15 protein-coding genes are annotated in these 17,755 nt (G+C 77.1%); 9 read left to right on the forward strand and 6 right to left on the reverse strand.

What is annotated here, in order from left to right; translation table 11 throughout:
* The 6 genes from ABD994_RS08190 to ABD994_RS08215 all read left to right on the forward strand — a co-directional run.
* Positions 1–2,628, forward strand: a 2,628-nt coding sequence (locus ABD994_RS08190; RefSeq protein WP_345412798.1) for an SbcC/MukB-like Walker B domain-containing protein, incomplete at its 5' end; no start/stop codon positions are given.
* A complete protein-coding gene (locus ABD994_RS08195; protein WP_345412801.1) occupies positions 2,625–4,106 on the forward strand; it encodes a TIGR02677 family protein in 1,482 nt (493 codons plus the stop codon). The genes ABD994_RS08190 and ABD994_RS08195, both read left to right, overlap by 4 nt.
* On the forward strand, positions 4,103–5,263 hold the full coding sequence (locus ABD994_RS08200; protein ID WP_345412803.1) for a TIGR02678 family protein: 1,161 nt from the start codon (positions 4,103–4,105) through the stop codon (positions 5,261–5,263). Before ABD994_RS08195 ends, ABD994_RS08200 begins: the two co-directional genes overlap by 4 nt.
* 38 nt (positions 5,264–5,301) lie before the next feature.
* Positions 5,302–5,664: an ArsR/SmtB family transcription factor gene (locus tag ABD994_RS08205; RefSeq protein ID WP_345412805.1), complete on the forward strand. Its 363-nt coding sequence runs from the start codon at positions 5,302–5,304 to the stop codon at positions 5,662–5,664.
* Entirely contained in the window at positions 5,645–6,130 is a 486-nt protein-coding gene (locus ABD994_RS08210; RefSeq protein ID WP_345412807.1) for an SRPBCC domain-containing protein, read from the forward strand. The genes ABD994_RS08205 and ABD994_RS08210 overlap by 20 nt, the downstream gene beginning before the upstream one ends.
* Positions 6,131–6,222: 92 nt before the next feature.
* The gene (locus ABD994_RS08215; protein WP_345412809.1) at positions 6,223–7,446 is read left to right on the forward strand and encodes a DUF2399 domain-containing protein; all 1,224 of its coding nucleotides are present in this window, start codon (positions 6,223–6,225) and stop codon (positions 7,444–7,446) included.
* Here ABD994_RS08215 and ABD994_RS08220 read toward each other — a convergent pair.
* Complete coding sequence (locus ABD994_RS08220; protein WP_345412811.1) at positions 7,419–8,174, reverse strand: EI24 domain-containing protein; 756 nt, start codon at positions 8,172–8,174, stop codon at positions 7,419–7,421. The two genes, ABD994_RS08215 and ABD994_RS08220, sit on opposite strands and share 28 nt — an antisense overlap.
* Before the next feature lie 16 nt (positions 8,175–8,190).
* Complete coding sequence (locus ABD994_RS08225) at positions 8,191–9,057, reverse strand: LysR family transcriptional regulator (RefSeq protein ID WP_345412813.1); 867 nt, start codon at positions 9,055–9,057, stop codon at positions 8,191–8,193.
* A 70-nt stretch (positions 9,058–9,127) separates the two neighbouring features.
* On the opposite strand from ABD994_RS08225, the gene ABD994_RS08230 reads away from it, so the two are divergent.
* Together ABD994_RS08230 and ABD994_RS08235 are read left to right on the forward strand one after the other, a co-directional pair.
* Entirely contained in the window at positions 9,128–9,475 is a 348-nt protein-coding gene (locus ABD994_RS08230; protein WP_345412815.1) for a nuclear transport factor 2 family protein, read from the forward strand.
* 50 nt (positions 9,476–9,525) lie between these two features.
* A complete protein-coding gene (locus ABD994_RS08235) occupies positions 9,526–10,416 on the forward strand; it encodes an ABC transporter substrate-binding protein (protein ID WP_345412817.1) in 891 nt (296 codons plus the stop codon).
* Here ABD994_RS08235 and soxR read toward each other — a convergent pair.
* The 4 genes from soxR to ABD994_RS08255 are packed head-to-tail and all read right to left on the reverse strand — an operon-like array spanning position 10,413 to position 13,041.
* Entirely contained in the window at positions 10,413–10,874 is a 462-nt protein-coding gene (gene soxR, locus ABD994_RS08240; RefSeq protein WP_345412820.1) for a redox-sensitive transcriptional activator SoxR, read from the reverse strand. The genes ABD994_RS08235 and soxR overlap by 4 nt on opposite strands.
* Positions 10,871–11,413 (reverse strand): NADPH-dependent FMN reductase, encoded by a 543-nt coding sequence (locus ABD994_RS08245; RefSeq protein WP_345412822.1) that lies wholly within the window; start codon positions 11,411–11,413, stop codon positions 10,871–10,873. Before ABD994_RS08245 ends, soxR begins: the two co-directional genes overlap by 4 nt.
* 34 nt (positions 11,414–11,447) lie before the next feature.
* A complete protein-coding gene (locus ABD994_RS08250; protein WP_345412824.1) occupies positions 11,448–11,843 on the reverse strand; it encodes a hypothetical protein in 396 nt (131 codons plus the stop codon).
* Positions 11,844–11,868: 25 nt separating this feature from the next.
* Positions 11,869–13,041, reverse strand: coding sequence for a DUF2786 domain-containing protein (locus ABD994_RS08255; RefSeq protein WP_345412826.1), 1,173 nt, complete (start codon positions 13,039–13,041; stop codon positions 11,869–11,871).
* 125 nt (positions 13,042–13,166) lie between these two features.
* Here ABD994_RS08255 and ABD994_RS08260 point away from each other — a divergent pair, with 125 nt between their 5' ends.
* Complete coding sequence (locus ABD994_RS08260) at positions 13,167–17,702, forward strand: AAA domain-containing protein (protein WP_345412828.1); 4,536 nt, start codon at positions 13,167–13,169, stop codon at positions 17,700–17,702.
* Positions 17,703–17,755 lie beyond the last annotated feature (53 nt).

A 17,755-nucleotide genomic window follows, 5' to 3' on the forward strand; every position in this document is an offset into this window, starting at 1 on the left:
GCCGAGCAGGCCGACGCCGGCCGGCGCGCCGCCCGCGCCGCGGCCGAGGAGCACCGCGGCGCCGTCGCGTCCTGGGTCGAGGGGGTCCGGGCGCACGTCGTCGCGGTCCCGCCGGCCGAGCCGGACGGCCCGTCCGGGTGGCTGGCGCCGTCCCGCGCCGACGAGGGGGACGAGCAGGTCGACGACCTGCGCCGCGCCGCCGATCGGTGCGTCCGCGCGGCCCGCGCCGAGGCCGACGGCGCGTCCGCCGAGCTGGCCGACGCGCGCTCGCGGGCCGGTACCCGCGCCGAGGCGGTCGACGTCGAGCTCGCCGGGCTGCGCGCCGAGCACGCCCGCGTCGAGGCCGCGACGGAGCTGCCCCTGCCGCGGGCGTCCTGGCGCACCGACCCCCACGTCGCGGACGCGGAGCTGTTCGCCGCCGCCGTCGACTTCCGCCCCGAGGTCGACGACGCGGCCCGTGCCGGCCTCGAGGCCGCCCTCGAGGCGTCCGGGCTGCTCACCGCCCACGTCCGCGACGACGGGACGCTGCGCGGCACCGACGGCGAGCTGCTGGTGGCGCCGGGTGACGCCGGGGCCGACGACGGCCTCCACCGCTGGCTCGTCCCCGCCGACACCGGCGCCGTCACCCCCGACGTCGTCTCCCGCGTCCTGGCCGCCGTCGGCACGACCCCCGGCCCCGGGCTCTGGGTCGCGGACGACGGATCGTTCGGCGCCGGCCCGCTGCGGGGCCGGCACGCCAAGCCCGCCGCCGAGCACGTCGGCGCCGGGGCCCGTGCGCAGGCCCGCGCGCGACGTCTCGCCGAGCTCGCCGCCCTCACGTCCGGGGCCGAGGAGCGGCTCAGCGCCGCCCGCACCGTGCTCGCGGCGCTCGACGAGCACGCGGCGACGCTGCGGGCGATGGTCCGCGAGCTGCCCACCACCCGCACCGTCGACGACGCGGTCGCCGCCGCGACCGGCGCCGTCCGTTACGCCGACGAGGCGCAGGCCCGGGCGGCGCAGCAGGCGTCGGCGGCCGTCGAGGCCCGCCGCCGCGCCGACGACGCGGAGGCCCGCCTGCGGCAGGAGGCCGGCGGGGCGGGGCTGCCGACCGACCCGGCCCGGCTCGAGGAGATGGGCGAGGCCGTCGGCGACGCCGAGCGTGCGCTCGCCGCCGTCGAGGCCGCCCGGGAGCGGACCCACCGCAGCGTCCGGACCTGGCGCGACGCCGTGACCGCGTGGGAGCGCGACGGCGCCGACCACGCCGCCGCCCTGGCCGCCCACCGGTCGGCCGACGAGCACGCCGTGTCCGTGCGCACCGAGCTGGAGACCATCGAGGCCGCGCTCGGCGAGGAGCCCGCCAAGGTGGCGGCCCGGGTCGCGGAGCTCGACGACCAGCTGCGCGACCTCGTCGACCGCCTCGAGGCGGCCCGCGGGGAGAAGGAGGCCGCGGCGGTCGCGGTGGCGCAGGCCGAGGGCCAGGTGGAGACGGCGACGGCGACGGCCGCCGAGCGCGAGACCGCGGTGCGGGCCGGGCGGCGGCGGCTGGCCGAGGTCGTCGAGACCCCGGGGCTGCTGGCGGCCGCCGAGCGGGCGGTGGACCGGGACGACGAGCCCGTCCCCGCCACCGCCGACACCCTCGACGGCGCCCAGGAGCTGGTCGCGGCCCTGCGCGAGCGCCTCCCCGCGCCGCGCTCGAACGTCAGCGAGGACGCGCTGGAGAAGGCGCTGCGCACCGCGCGCGACGCGCTGACCGGCGGCGGTCGGGACATCGAGAGCCGCCGGTCGGCCGACGGGATGCCGGTCGCGGTGTTCGTCACCAGCGGCTCGCGGGCGACGCTGGCGCAGATGGTCCTGCGCGTCGCCGTGCAGCAGCGCCAGGCCGAGGGGCTGCTGTCGACCCAGCAGGACCAGGCGCTGCGCAACCTGCTGCACGGCCGGATCGCCCGCGAGGTCGCCGACGCGCTGTTCGCCGCCCGCGAGCTGGTCGACCGGATGAACCGCATCCTGCGCGGCGTCACGTCGAGCCAGGGCATCGGCGTGCGGCTGCAGTGGCGCCCGCGCTCGGACCTCGACGCCGACACCGCGACCGCGCTGGAGCTCCTGGGCACGCACCCCGACCTGCGGGAGCCCGAGGACGACGACCGTGTCCGCGAGGCCGTCAAGGGCCTCGTCGAGCAGGCCCGGGCCGAGAACCCCGAGGCGTCCTACCGGACCGTCATCGGCGAAATCCTCGACTACCGCACCTGGCACGAGATGCGGATCTACCTGCGCCGCCCGGGCCGCTCCGACGAGCTGCTGACGCGCCGCACCACCCTGTCCGAGGGCGAGAAGAAGCTGGTCACGGTGCTGCCGATGGCGTCGGCGGCCGCGGCGAGCGCGGCGGCCCACGACCCGCACGGCGTCGGCGCCCCGCGTCTGGTGCTCCTCGACGACGCCTTCGCCAAGGTGTCCGAGGACAACCACGCCAAGCTCTTCGGCCTGCTCGTGGACCTCGACGTCGACTTCGTCGTCACCTCCGAGCGCCTGTGGGGCACGCACGCGAACGTGCCCGCGCTGGCGATCACCGAGGTCCTGCGCGACCCGGAGCTGCGGGCGATCGCGCTGGTGCACTACCGCTGGAACGGCTCCGAGCTGGCGGTGTCCGCGTGAGCTCGACCCTCCCGGACGGCGTCCGGACCTCGGTCTTCGCCTACGTCACCGAGTCGCCGGACCACCGGGCGATCCTCGGGGTGTTCGCCGGCACCTTCTTCGCCGAGCTGACGCCCGCGGACGTCGCGGGGCGCCTGGCCGAGGCCGGGACGGCGATCGACGAGCAGACGGTGACGCTGCGCCTGGAGCAGCTGCGGGCGTGGGGGAACCTCGAGGTCTCGGCGTCGGTCGGGCAGGTCGGCACCGTCGAGGACTACTACCGCCGCCGCAACCGCTACCTGATCACGCGGGTCGGGCAGGAGGTCCACGACCTCGTCGAGGGCGTGCTCGCGCAGGTCGACGACGTGCGCGACGTCTCGCTCGGGCGTCTCGAGCAGCTGCGGGCCGCGCTGGAGACGCTCGCGCGCCTCGACCCCGCGACCGCCCCGCCGGACCGCCTCGCCGAGGCCGTCCGCGCCGTGTTCGACCCGCACGTGGCGTTCTCCGCGGAGATCACGCAGTTCTTCGCGGCCATCAACCAGTGGCAGTCGCGCTTCGACCTCGACGCCGACGAGTTCGCGTTCTTCTCCGAGGTGCTGGTCGGCTACGTCGGCGAGCGGCTGGAGACGCTGCGCCGGTCCGCAAGGCCGATCGCGGCGCTGCTGGAGCAGGTCGGGCCGCGCGTCGCCACCATCGTCGACCGGGCGGCGGACGGCCTGGCGGCACGGGTGGCGGCCGCGGGGCTCTCGGCGGTGCGCGTGCGCCGCGCGCCCGGGGCGGAGGTCGCGGACTGGGAGAACCTGGCGTCGTGGTTCGTCTCGACGCCCGGGCGGCCGAGCCGGGTGCAGACGCTCGAGCGGGACGCGGTCGACGCCGTCCGCACCCTGACCCAGAACCTCACGCGCCTCTCGCGCACCGGTACGGCCGGCTCGTCGCGGCGCGTCGACTTCCTGCGGCTCGCGCTGTTCTTCGGGCGTTCCGACCCCGCGCGCGCCCACGAGCTGGCGTCGGCGGCCTTCGGGCTCCACGGCGCGCGGCACCTCGGCGTCGCCGGGGGTGACGACACCGACCCGGTCTCGTCGTCGATCTCGTGGTGGGACGCGCCGGTCGCCAACGTGCCGGTGTCGCTGCGCGAGCGCGGGGACACCACCAGCCGCGGGCGCACGTCGCGGGTCGCCGACCGCAGCCAGGAGCGTCGCCACCTCCTCGCGCGGCGCGCCGAGCTGGAGAAGCGGGCGGCCGCGGCGCGGGCGGAGCTGCTCGAGGCGGGCGCCGCGGCGTTCACCGACCGGCTCTCCGAGCCCGCCCTGCGCGAGCTGCAGCGGGTGCTGACCCGCGCCGTCGCCGACCTCGGGCCGGCGGCGGCGTCCGGGTCGGTCGCGATCGACGGCGTCCGGTGCGTCGTGACGCGGACCCCGGGCGAGACGACGACGGTGCCGACGCACGCCGGGTCGCTGCGGCTGGACGGGCTGGCGCTGACGGTGGAGCCCGCGTCGTGACCTCCCTGGTGAGCGACCCGCAGCGTGACACCGAGCTGGTCGTCGCCACCCGGGCGCTGCTCGCGCGGCCGTGGCGCACCGCCGAGTCCGACCCGGATCTGCTCGCGGTCATCCGCCGGCACGCCGACGCGCTCGACGCGTGGTTCTCGACCGAGCTGACCTACCGGCTCGTCGTCACCGCCGACACCGCGCGGCTGGTCAAGACCGGGCACGTGCCCACCGACCGGCCGCTGCGCACCGTCGCGACGACGCCGCGGGCGTTCACGCCGGCGGAGTACACCGCGCTCGCGCTCGTCCTGGCCGCGACGACGAGCGGCCCGGACCGGACGAGCCTGCGGGACCTGGTCAACGCCGTGCACTCGGCGGCGGCCGAGGCGGGCGTCGTCCAGGACACCGACCCGGCGTCGCGGCGCGCGCTGGTGACGGCGCTGCGCTGGCTGATCGCGCAGGGGATGCTCCGCGAGCTCGACCGCGGCGTCGCGGGCTACGAGCACGACGCCGACGCCGACGCCCTGCTCGAGGTGCGGCAGGACCGTATGGCGCTGCTGCCGACCGCCGCCCTCGTGGGCGCGGAGACCGCGGACGAGCTGGTCGGGCGCGCCACCGAGCGCGGGTCGGCGACGACGGCGGTGCGGCGCCGGCTGGTGGAGGACCCGGTGGTGCTGGCCGAGGACCTCGAGCCGGCGCGGTTCGCCGAGCTGCGCCGCCGCGCCGGCGACGAGGCCCGCCGGATCGAGGCGCGCACCGGGCTCGTGCTGGAGGCGCGTGCCGAGGGGATCGCGGCGCTCGACGTCGACGGCGGCTGCTCCGACACCGCCTTCCCCGGCGGCGGCACGGTGGCGCACGCGGCGTTGCTGCTGGTCAGCGAGCTCATCTACCAGTTCCGCCCGGCGGAGGACCCGGAACCGATCCCCTGGCCGTCGGTGCGCGAGGTGCTGGGGGAGCTGGTCGGCGAGTACGGGCGGTACTGGTCGAAGGCCGCCATCGCCGACCCCGAGCGCTTCGCCCTCGACGTGGTGGGGCTGCTCGAGTCGATGCGGCTCGTGGCGCGCGGGGTCGACGGCGCCCTGCGGGTGCTGCCCGCGGCCGCGCGCTACGTCCCGGCGGTCACGGTGACCGACGGCGACGACGAGGACGAGCAGCCGACACTTCTGTAACTTGCTCGTTAATGAAAGCTCTGGTTACATATTGACGTGTGTTCCCCGCCGAGGCCCTCGCCGACCCGGTCCGCCGGGCCATCGTCGAGCGCCTCGCGGACGGCGAGGTCGGGGCGGGGGAGATCGCCGAGGCGTTCCCCATCAGCCGGCCGGCCATCAGCCGCCACCTGCGGGTGCTGCGCGAGTCCGGACTCGTGACGTCCCGGGTCGCGGGGCAGCACCGCATCTACGCCCTCGACCGGCGCCCGCTGGCCGAGCTCGACGCGTGGCTGGAGCGGTTCCGCCCGCTGCCGGTCGCCGGTCCGGCGAGCCGTCTCGACGCGCTCGACACCGAGATCCGCCGCGGGCGACGCGCCCGCCGCGGGGAGCAGGGAGACGACGATGAGCACGCCGCCGGCTGAGACGCGTACCGAGCCCGACGGCTCCACGACCCTGGTCTGGCGCCGCGGGTACCCCGATCCGGTCGAGGACGTCTGGGCCGCGATCACCGAGTCCGAGCGTCTCGGGCGCTGGATCGGCACGTGGACCGGGACGCCGCGCGTGGGCGGGACGGTCGCGTTCACGGTGACCGGAGAGGTGGACGCGGGCGGCGAGGTCGCCGAGCCGGTGGACGCCCGCATCGTCGCGTGCGACCCGCCGCACCGCCTGGTCGTCGACCTCCCCGAGACCGGCTCCGACCGCGTGTGGCACCTGGACCTGACGGTGGAGCCCGCCGACGCCGGCGCGGTCCTGGTCTTCGCGCAGTCGCTCCCCGAGGGCCTGAGCAGCGCCGACGTCGATGCCGGCTGGCGCTGGTACCTCGACCGCTTCGGGGCGTCCCTCGCCGGCACTCCCATGCCCGACTGGCAGGCCTACGCCCCGACCTGAGGCACGGGGTGTCTCGGCGTGGCGTCCACGCTGACACTGGACATCAGGAAATCCACCAGCTCGCTGTCGGGGCCGTGTGTTGAGGTCCCTCCGTGAGCGTTCCTGACGCGCTGCTCGCGCCTGCTTTCGCGCCGGTCTGGCGACAGGTATCCGCGGCCCTCGACAGGCGGGGCCTCGCGGACCGCGGGCGCGTGCGCCTTCGCGGGGAGCTCGACAGATCGGTGCACCGCGACCTCATCGCCTTCTTGGGGCACCGTCGGCAGATCGTTCTACGGGAGATCGACCTCGCCCAGCTTGAGGATTTGCTGAGGCGACTCGGTACTGATCTATTCGCGGTGCTCGAAGCAGCTGGCTGCGCGCCGACTGGACGGAAGGAGGCCCGAGAGGCCGAACAGGCGCGTCGTGGCGAACGCGACGACGCGCTGGATGGCCTCGCGCGTGAGCGGCTCGGAGACCGGCCATGGGTCTCCGACTGGGCGCGAGCAATGCGGCGACACGTGACCAACGCTCAAGAGGCGCGTCGGGCGATTGATGTCGTCCATCGCGTGCTCGAGGAGGCAGATCTCGCACGGGGTCGGCGGAGCCGAGGCGAGATCGCTGCGTTGGTGGTGCCGGGCGGGGCGCATGGGCTCGACCGCGGGAACCCTGCTCGGACTTGGATCCGGACCGCCCTCGCTCATCGAGCGGGTGAACCGACTGCGGCCGATGAGCCATCCTTGTGGGAAGCGGCCGGCTTGCCGGGCGACGTCGTCTCCAAGCCCGTCCTGACCTGGCACCTGCCGCTGCTTGGCGACGGCGTGGCGACCGGTGTTCGCGCCTTCACCGCCGCCGGTGCGCCCACGGCGCTGACGACTCTGAGCATCCGGGACCTAGTCGTGGACGTCCCGCCGGGCACGGTGATCCTGTCCGTGGAGAACCCGCGTCTCCTGGAGGCCGCGGTCCAGCAACGTCTCGCCGCCCCGCTCGTCTGTACCAGCGGAGAGCCGACGTCGGGCGCGCTCGCCCTGCTCGAGGCCCTTCGCGACGCGGGCGCCGTGGTCCGCCACCACGGCGACGTCGACGCGGGCGGTCTGCGCATCACCGCGCGGCTGTACGAGCACGGCGTGGACCCGTGGCGGATGACCGCTGCGGACTACCGCGCGGCGATCGCTGTTGCGGCTGTCGAGCTCCCGACTGTCGACCCGGCCGGTGTCCCGCCTACGCCGTGGGACCCGGACCTGCAGCACGACGTGCAGCGCGCCGGGGTCGCGGTCGAGCAGGAGCGGGTGATGGACACTGTCCTCGCCGCTCACGTCACCGAGGCCGGGCGTTCTTGATCGGCTAGCTCCCGCGCCAAGAGCGTCGCCGCCGCCGAGCCCGCGGGGATCGCGACGATCGCGACGAGCGGGACGGCGGCGAGCAGGTAGGTCGGGATCCCGACGCCCCAGGTCAGCAGGCGCCGGGTCCGCAGCAGTCGCCGCCGGTCGCGCAAGGCCAGGCCGCGGCGCTGCAGGGCCGGGGCGCTGAGCTCGATCATCAGCAGGCGCCCGCCGACGAGCGCCGCGCCCACCGGGGCGATGATCGGCCCGACGACGGGCACGAGCCCCAGCAGGAACAGCGGGATCGCCGTGAGCACCGAGAGCCCGATCAGCACCAGACCGTCCCGCGCCCCCCGCACCACCGACCGTGCCCACGACGGCGCGAGCGCCGCCGGCACCGGCCCGGCCTCGTCGTCGACGATCTCGGCGAGGCGCTCGTAGAACGGTCCGCCGACGGCGAGGGTGACCGCCACGAAGGTGACGACGGCGACCGCGCCGGCCGCGCCGACCAGCGCGGCGCCGGCGGCGACCCGCGCCACCGTGCGCCCGCTCTCGGACCAGCCGTCGGCGAACGGCGTGAGGCCGGCCGCGAGGTCGGGGAGCCAGGCGACCAGCGCGGCGATCGCCGCGACGTAGACCACCGAGACGATCAGCGCGGGCACCGCGCCGAGCAGCAGCAGGCGGGGCGACCGCAGCACCGTCACGGCCCCGCGGACGAACAGCCGCACCCCGAGCAGGAGGTCCACGCGGGCATTCTGTCGGCTACGTCCACTCCCGGGCGCGGGCCAGCAGGGCGCGCGCCGCGGGCCCGAGCGGGGCGTCCCGTCGCCGGGCGAGGTCGATCCGCGCCCGCACCTCCGGGACCAGGGCGGCCACGCGCACGTCGTCGCGCCCCGCCACGGCCGGCGCGGGGACGACCGCCACCCCGAGACCCTGCCGCGCGAGGTCGATCAGCACTGGCGGCGAGCCCGCCTCGAGCGCGGGCCGCAGCACGACGCCGGCGTCGGCGGCCGCCCGGTCCAGCGCGGCCCGCACCCCGGCCCCGACCGGTAGCGCGATCACCGGGTGCTCGGCGAGCTCGGCCGCGGTGACGGTGTCGCCCAGCGGCGAGCCGGGCGGCAGGGCGGCGACGAGCGGGACGTCGAGCACCACGTCGACCTCGAGGTCCGCCGGCGCCTCGCCGTCGCGCCCGACCCAGGCGAGGTCGAGGTCGTGGGTGCGCAGCCCGTCGAGGAGCGCGTCGGTGGCCGCCTCGACCAGCCGGATCTCGACGCCGGGGTGGGCGCGGTGGAACTCGCCGAGCAGGCCGGGCAGGTCGACGACCCCGCCCCCGCGGACCATCCCGACCGACACCCGGCCCCGGACGAGGCCGGCGAGCTCGTCGGCGGTCTCGCGGACGGCGGCGACGGCGGCGAGCGCGGCCCGCGCGTGGGGGAGGACGGCCTCGCCGGCGGCCGTCAGACGCACGCCGCGGGCCGACCGGTCGAAGAGCACCTGGCCGAGCTCCCGCTCCAGCCGCGCGATCTGCGCGCTGATGCCGGGCTGGGCGACGTGTTCACGGGCGGCCGCCCGCGTGAACCCGCCCTCCTCCGCGACGGCGACGAGGTAGCGCAGCTGGTGCAGCTCCATCACCACAGGTTATCGGAGCGACCAGTGACAGCTCTTCGACTTCTGTCTCGGCGCGCTCCACGCTGGGGACATGCGCACCCCCGCCGAGACCATGACCGCCTACTTCGATGGCTGGCGCCGCCACGACGCCGAGTCGCTGCGCGAGGTCCTCGCCGACGACGTCGTCTTCGACGGACCGATGGGTCACGTCGAGGGCGTGGACGACAACGTCGCGGCGCTGCACGGCCTGCTGGGCATCGTCCGGGACGTCGAGATCCGGCACGTCTTCGTCGACGGACCCGACGTCTGCACCGTCTACGACCTGCACACCAGCGCCACCGACACCCCGCTGCCGACCGTCAACCTGGCCCACGTCGTCGACGGCCGGGCCCGGACCATCCGCGCGATCTTCGACCCCCGCCCTCTCCTCGGTACGTGAGCATTTGCGGCCCTCATAGGGGCCGCAACTGCTCACATAGGGTCGACGGCGTGCGGATCGCGTCGCTGCTGCCCGCGGCCACGGAGATCGTCGGTGCGCTCGGGCTCGCCGACGACCTCGTCGCCGTGACGTTCGAGTGCGACGAACCGGCCGGGATCCGCGAGCGGCGCCCCGTGGTGGTCGACACCGCGCTGCCGTCCGGGTTGACGCCGGGCGAGATCGACGCCGTGGTCCGGGACCGCGCCGCGAGGGGACTCCCGCAGTACGAGCTCGACCGCGACGCCCTGCACGCCGCCGCGCCCGACCTCGTCCTCACCCAGGACCTCTGCCGCGTCTGCGCCCTGCCGGAGTCGACGGTGGCGGAGGCCCTCACCGACCTGGAGATCGACGCCCACGTCCTGACCGTCGACCCCCACACCCTCGACGAGGTCCTCGACGCGGTCGCCGCCGTGGCCCGGGCGGCGGACGCTGAGCCGGCCGGGGAGGAGCTGGTCGGGGACCTGCGGGCACGGCTGCGGCACCTCGACGACGTCCTCGCCGACCGGCCCCGCCCCCGCGTCCTCGCCCTCGAGTGGGTCGACCCGCCCTTCCTGCCCGGCCACTGGGTGCCGACGATGGTCCGTCGCGCCGGCGGCGAGCCGCTCGCCGGCGTCGAGGGCGGCCGCAGCGTCGCCACCCGCTGGGACGACGCCCGCGCCCTCGCCCCCGACGTCGTGCTCGTCGCGCCGTGCGGCTTCGGGCTCGACGACGCCGTGGCGCAGGCCGCGGTGGTCCGCGAGCAGCTCCCGGACGTCGCGCTCGTGGCCGTCGACTCCGCGTCCTACGTGGTCCGCGCCGGCCCGCGCCTGGTCGACGGCATCGAGGCGATCGCGCACGCCCTGCACCCCGACGCCGTGCCGGCGCCCCCACCGGGACGGGTGCGGCGCCTCGAGCCGTCCTAGCCGACGAGCCGGCGCGGCCCGGGGCCGTCCTCGCCGAGCCGGTCGTGCGGGTTGACCAGCCCGCAGCGGTCGATCGACAGGCACCCGCAGCCGATGCAGCCGGTGAAGTCGTCGCGCAGCTGCTGGAGACGGTGGATGCGGTCGTCGAGCTCGGTGCGCCACTGCTCGGACAGGCGCGCCCAGTCCGCGCGGGTCGGCGTGCGGCCGTCGGGCAGGGAGTCCAGCGCCGAGCGGATCTCGGCCAGCGGGATCCCGACCCGCTGCGCGATGCGGATGAACGACAGCCGCCGCAGCACCTCGCGGCGGAAACGGCGCTGGTTGCCCGGGGTGCGCCGGCTCTGGATCAGGCCCTCGCGCTCGTAGAAGTGCAGCGCGGACACGGGCACGCCGCTGCGCTCGGCGACCTCGCCGACCGACAGCTCCTGCCCGGGATGGGGGAGGGCGTGGTGGTCGCTCACGTCAGGGCCCCCTCGGCGTGCTCCTCCCGCGCCCGGCGCAGCGTGCGGGCCCACCAGACCACGGCGTCGAGCAGCACCGTCGCGGCGGCGTCGGCGCTGTCCTCGCGGGGGCGGCCGGACGCGTCGAAGGCGGCGGCCGCACCGTGGAAGCTCACGGTGTCGCGCAGACCCACCGCGTGCAGCTCGGCGAGGACGGGGCGCAGCTGCTCGACGGCCCGCAGGCCGCCCGAGAGCCCGCCGTAGGCCACGAAGCCCACGGGCTTGCCGCGCCACTGCCCGCCGGTCTCGTCGATGGCGGTCTTCAACGGCCCCGGGAAGCTGTGGTTGTACTCGGGCGTCACGATCACGACGGCGTCGGCCGCGCCGATGCGGTCGGCGAACGCCGGTCCGGCGCCGGTCTCGAGGAGGTCGACGACGTCGACCACCAGCTCCGGACGCTGCCTCGCCCGCTCGGCGAACCACTGCGCCACGACGGGCCCGAAGCGCCCGTCGCGGACGCTGCCGACGACCACGGCGAGGTGGATCGAGGTGTCGCTCATGGCGTCGACGCTAGAAGCTCGACCATTGTTCAGGTCAAGCGTTCGCCAGCAGCCGAACGGTCGCCACGGCCGCCTCCTCGGTGCGGGCGCCCTCGCGGTCGGCCCACGACGACACGGTCCCGCCCGCCGCGAGCGCCGCGGCGAGACCGCCCGCGGCACCGTCCACCACCACGCCGGCGGTCACCGCGTCGCACGCCTCGAGCACGCGCTCCCGGCGCCGCGCCAGGTGCTCGGCGAGGACGTGGCGCAGCTCGGTGAGCGCGCCCTCGTCGCCGTCGGCGAGGTCGGCCGCGGCCCGGCGCAGCAGCGCCTGCAGCGACGCCGGCGGGAGCCCCGGGTCGACCGGGCGCGGCGCGACGTCCGTGGTGTGGCCCCGTTTCGCGTCGCGACGCCGCTGCTTGGCGGCACGTCGCTCGCGGTTGCTGGGCACGGGCCCATCCTCGCAGCCTCGCCGTCTACCCCTGCGCCAGCGCGTCGCGTCCCGGGGTGAGGCTCGCGGCGTCCGCGGCGGCACGCCCGGCCGCCCACCCCGCCCCGTTGCCCACGCTGAACCGCCGTCGCGTCAGCCGCGGGAAGAGCTCGCCGACCGTGCGCTCGACGACCTCCGCCCGCGCGGCCAGCACCGGCAGCAGCTCCTCGCCCAGCTCCGCGCGGGCGTGGGCCTGCGCCTCGTGCGCGGCGGCGGCGAGCCGCTCGCCGATCCGCGTGGCGTAGGCCAGCAGGAACGCGTGGCGGAACGAGCGCCGCCGCGCGCGCGGCACCGTCTCGTCGTCGGCCGCGAGCATCGCGCGGTCGGCCTGCACGAGCAGCGACGTCACCAGCAGCTCGACCGTCGCGAGATCCGCGGCGTGTCCCACGACGGTGACCATGTCCAGCGCCGACAGGCTGATCGCCCGGCAGCGGTTCGCCGTCGCCACCTGGTGCACCAGGCTCGACTTCGCGCTCGCGTACGGCGGGTCGAGCCACAGCCGCCGGGCGGCGGCCCGGGGCGCGGCGTCGGCCGGCGCGCCCACCACGGCCTGCTCCAGCGCGTGCCGACCCATGAGCTCCTGCGCCTTGGCCGAGAGCGCCTCGGCCTCCTCGGGGTACTCGGTGGATTCCGCCTTCGCCAGCAGCGCGCGGACCCGGGCGAGCACCCGCGCGTCGACCCCGTCGGGCGGGCGCGCCTCCTCTCCGAGGCGCGGCAGCGCCGGCAGCGAGCGCATCAGCGCGACGAGCGCCACCGTCGCCGCCAGCGCGTCGTCCGGCGCCAGGCCGCGCACTTCGCTCCACTGCGCCACGAGCGGGACGTCGCGGGCCGGGGGCGGCCCGAGCTCCGCGAGGTCGACGTCGACGTCCCCTCGCGGCCGCCGCGCGGCCGCCGCGCCGAGGACGTCGACGGCGAGCAGCACCCGCCCCGCGGACAGCCGCCGGCGCACCACCTCGGTGACGTCCCTCGGCCCCCACCCGCGCTCGTGCAGCACGTCGGCCGCGTCGAGGAGGGCGAGCTCCGCGCCCGCGAGCAGCGCCCGCGAGCGTCCGTACCGCGTCCGCAGCACGTCGACCACCTGCTCCGGCCGGCCCCCGGCCGCCGCCAGCCCGGCGAGGAAGCGTGCCGCCTCCCCCGGGTCGTCCGTCCTCCCCGCCATCGCGCCCCCTCTGGGTGTTCCGTCACGGGCTTCGACGCCGCCGGGCCCGCCACGGTTCCCTGCCGGGACGATCCGGTGGACGGGATGCGATTCTGGGCCGTCCGTGTCGGGAGCGGAGAGGGGGCGTGGTCGTGCCGCAGGAGGCACCCGTCGAGCGCCCCGAGGACGACCCGGCCCTGCGCGACCGGGTCCAGCGCCTCGTCGGGGTGCTGCGACGGGTCGCGCTCGCCCGCGCCCGGCCGGTCCGCCACACCCGCCACCACGTCGGGGAGCTCGCGCTCGTCGACGTCGCCGACCAGTCGGCCGTCCGCCGTCCCCGCGAGGCCGGCGACGAGATCCTCCGCGCGCCGGCCGACGGGCCCCTGCACGCGACGTTCGAGGCCCTGTTCGACCTCATGCGCGCCGCGGCCGACCAGCCCGAGGCCGTCGAGCTCGTCCTCGCCGGCGGGCTGCTCCACGCCCCCGACCACGACGTCCGCGTCCACCTCCTGACCCGGCCGGTGCGCATCGAGCACCGGGACGACGCGATGGTCGTGACCCTCGCCGGCGACGCCGCCCGCTGGGAGGACGACGAGCTGCTCACCGGCACGGGGCTCGTGGACGACGCGGCCCCCGCCGAGGACACCGCCCCGGCGTCGCCGCTCGACCCCGACCTCGCCGGCCTCCTCGCCGGCTGGGCCGACCGCCACCTGCGCGTCGAGCACCGCCGCGGCGACGACTGGATCGGCCCGACGGGACCGGGCACCGCGCTCGTCCCGGCACCGACGCTCGTCGCCCGGCGCCGCGGTGCCGGGGCGCTGCGCGCGTTCTACGACGCGATCGCCGCCGACGTCGCCGGCGACCGACCCCTGCCGGTCGGGCTCGCCCAGCTCGTCGCGGCGATCGAGCCCGCCGACCGCGCGGCCTGGCTCGCCCGCGCCGGGCACGCCGAGCCGCCCGTGACCGACCCGCTCTTCCCGCTGCCGGTCGGCGCGGCGCAGGGCCGGATCCTCGCGCGCCTCGGCCGCGACTCCGGCGTCGTCGTCGAGGGCCCGCCCGGCACCGGCAAGACGCACACCATCGCCAACCTGCTCTGCGCGCTGCTCGCCGAGGGACGCCGCGTGCTCGTGACCAGCGAGAAGGCGCAGGCCCTGCGGGTGCTGCGCGACAAGCTGCCGGCCGAGATGCGCGACCTCTGCGTCTCGCTGGCCGACGACGGCGAGAACTCCGCCGACGAGCCGGGCATCGCCGGGCTGGCCGCGCGCAGCACCGAGTTCGACCCCGACGAGGCGGCGCTCGCCGTCGCCGACCTCGCCGAGCGCCGCACCGAGCTGCTGGCCGAGCGCGACGCCGCGCTCGACGCGCTCGTCGCGGAGCGGGCCGCCGAGACGGCCGTGCACCGTGACCTCGGCCCCGGGCTGACCGGCACCCGCGCCGAGATCGCCCGCCGCGTCCGCGACGACCACGAGCGCGACGGCTGGATCGCCGACGTGGTCGGCCCGGACGCCGAGCTGCCGGCGTCGCCGCCGCTGACCGCGGCCGCCTTCGCCGAGCTGCGGGGCCTGCTCGCCGCCGAGACGCCGGCCCGGCGCGAGCGCGGCCGCCAGGTGCTGCCGCCCCCGGTGGAGCTGCCGCCCGAGGACCACGTCGCCGACCTCACCGCCACCGTCCTGCGCGGGCTCGACGCGACGTCGGGCGACACCGGCGACATGGTCGCCGCGCTCGGCCGCCTGCCCGCCGACGCGGCCGCGCACCTGCCCGCGGTGAGCCGGCGGGTCGCCGACGCGCTCGCCGAGCTCGACGACACCGGCGACGACGCCGAGTGGGCCCGGGAGGTGACCGACGCCGTGCTCTCGGGGCGTGCCGGGCACCTGTGGGGGCGGGCGACCGAGGGCCTGCGCGCGGTCGACGCGGTGCTCGAGCACGACCGGCGCGCCGGGTCGGCGCAGGTCCGCGTCGAGGACGGCGTCGACGTCGCGGCCGCCGCGCCGGTGTTCGAGCGCTTCGCGGCGTTCCTGGCCGACGGCGGCCAGACACGGCGGATGTTCAAGCCCGACGAGCAGAAGGCCGTCGAGCCCCTCCTCGCGGGCATCGCGGTGCACGGCGCGGACACGGCGACGGTCTCCGGGGCCACCGCGATCGCTCACCACCTGCGCATCCTCGAGATCACCGACCGCCTCGCGGAGGGCTTCGCCCCGCTGGGCTATCCGTTGCGCCGCGCCGAGTACCGGTCGCTGCTCGTCGAGCAGGTCCTGGCGCTGCGGGCGACGTGCCTGTCGGTCGGGCGGGTGCTGACGGCGGCGGTCGGCGTGCGGCGGCTGCTCTCGGCGCTCGCGCCGCCGGACCGTCCCCGCATCGACTCGGTCGCCCGCCTGCGGGTGCTGACGACGCTGACCCTCGACGTCGACGACACCCGCGCCGCCGAGCTCGCCCGCGGCGAGCTGGACGAGGCGATCGAGCGGCTCGAGGGCGGGGGACCCGCCGAGCGTCGGGCGCCCGAGCTCGTGGCCGTCGTCGATGCGCTGCGCCGCCGGGACGCCGACGCCTACGCCGAGGCGGTGCTCGCGGTGGAGGCGGCCCACGACGAGGCCCGCGCCCAGCGCCGCGCCGACGCCCTCGCCGCCCGCCTGGACGCGGCCGCGCCCGGCCTCGCCGACCTGCTGCGCGCCCACGCCGGAGAGCCGTGGCCCGAGCGCGAGGAGCGGTTCGAGCGGGCGTGGGCGTACGCCCGGGCGGCCGCGCAGGTCGCGGCGTGGGCCGCCGCCGACGCCGCACCGGACCGTCTGGCCGACCTCGACGTCGAGCTCGCCCGCGCCACCACCGGGCTCGCGGCGGCCCGGGCCTGGCAGGAGTGCCTCATCCGCATCACCGCCGAGCAGATGCGCGCGCTGCAGAGCCACCGCGCGTCGGTCGCCGCGGTCGGCCGGGGCACCGGACGCCACGCCGACCGCTACCGCGCCGCCGCGCGCGAGGCCGTCGAGGTCGCCCGCGAGGCCGTCCCGGCCTGGGTGATGCCGATCCGCGAGGTGCTCTCCGCCGTCCCGCCGCGGCCCCACGCGTTCGACGTCGTCATCGTCGACGAGGCCAGCCAGGCCGACCTGACCAGCCTGTTCCTGCTCTGGCTCGCCCCGCGGGTGATCGTCGTCGGCGACGACCGGCAGTGCACCCCGGCCGACGTCGGCACCGGCTCGCTCGAGCCGGCCTTCGCGCGCCTGGACACCGACCTGCCCGACGTGCCGTCCTACCTGCGCAGCCAGTTCACGGCGCGGGCCAGCGTGTTCTCGGTGTTCCGGGCGACGTTCGGGCCGCCGATCCGGCTGCGCGAGCACTTCCGGTCGATGCCCGAGATCGTCGGGTGGTCGTCGCGCGAGTTCTACTCGGGGCCGGGCGAGGGGGACGCCCCGCTCGTGCCGCTGCGGCAGTTCGGGGCGGACCGCCTGCCCCCGCTGCGGGCCACGTTCGTGCCGGGCGCGGAGGTCCGCGGGACGGGGTCGTCGCTGGCCAACGAGGCCGAGGCGGGCGCACTGGTCGACGCCGTCGCCCGGTGCGCGACCGACCCGGCCTACGCGGGCGCGACGTTCGGGGTGGTCGTGCTGCAGGGCCACGGGCAGGTCGAGCTGATCGAGGCGATGCTGCGCGAGCGGCTCGACGTCGACCAGTGGGTGGCGCGGCGCCTGCGCGTCGGCGTCGCCGCGGACTTCCAGGGCGACGAGCGCGACGTCGTCTGGCTCTCGATGGTCGTGGCGCCCGGGCACCGGCTGGTGGCGCTGACCGCCGAGCGCTACCGCCAGGCGTTCAACGTCGCCGCCTCCCGGGCCCGCGACCAGACGTGGCTGTTCCACTCCGTCGGCGTCGACGACCTGGCCGAGTCCGACCTGCGCCGCAAGCTCCTCGCCCACGTCACGGCCAGCGAGCCCGACGGGTCCGCCGGGGCGCCGGAGAACCGGCCCGCGCCCGCCGAGGTCGACCGCGACCACCGCCACCCCGCGTTCGGGAGCCTGTTCGCGCAGCGGGTGTTCGCGGACCTCTCGGAGCGCGGCTTCGCGGTCGTGCCGCAGGTGGAGGTGCACGGGCGGACGCTCGACCTCGTCGTCACCGGCGCGAACGGGCGGCTGGCGGTGGTGTGCGACGGCGACGAGCAGCGCCGTCCCGCGACCCGCGCCGACGTCGAGGCCGAGCACGACCTGCGCCGGTGCGGCTGGCCGGTCGTGCGGGTCACGGAGTCGAGCTACGTCACCGACCCGGAGGGCGCCCTGCTGCCGGTGCTCGACGCCGCCGCGGCCGCGGGCATCACCCCGTCGGCGCCGACCGGGCCGCTGGCGGTCGTCGAGTCCGCGCCCGGCGACCACGCGGAGTACCGGCCGCGCCGGGGGCGCTCGGGGCGGGCGGTGCTCGGGGAGGCGGCGCCGGAGACGGTGGACGACCTCGTCGACGACCTCGCCGCCCAGGGCTTCCCGCCGCCGCGCCGCGACGCGCGCGTGCGCGACCCGCGGGGCGGCGACGTCCTGACCACCGCCGCGACGCTCTGGCCGACCGGTATCAGCCGCCGCGCCATCGCCCCGCCGGTGGTGCTCGACCCCGACGTCGCCCAGCCCGCCCGCGACCGCCTCCGCGACCTCGGCTACCAGGTCTTCACGTCGACCGCCGACGTCCGCGCCCACGTCGCGGAGTCGTCCCGGTAGTGCGAGCAACGCGGCATTCCTGGCACCGGACGCCAGGATCGCCACATCCTCGC

The organism is Actinomycetospora chlora (assembly GCF_039542135.1).
Classification (GTDB): domain Bacteria; phylum Actinomycetota; class Actinomycetes; order Mycobacteriales; family Pseudonocardiaceae; genus Actinomycetospora; species Actinomycetospora chlora.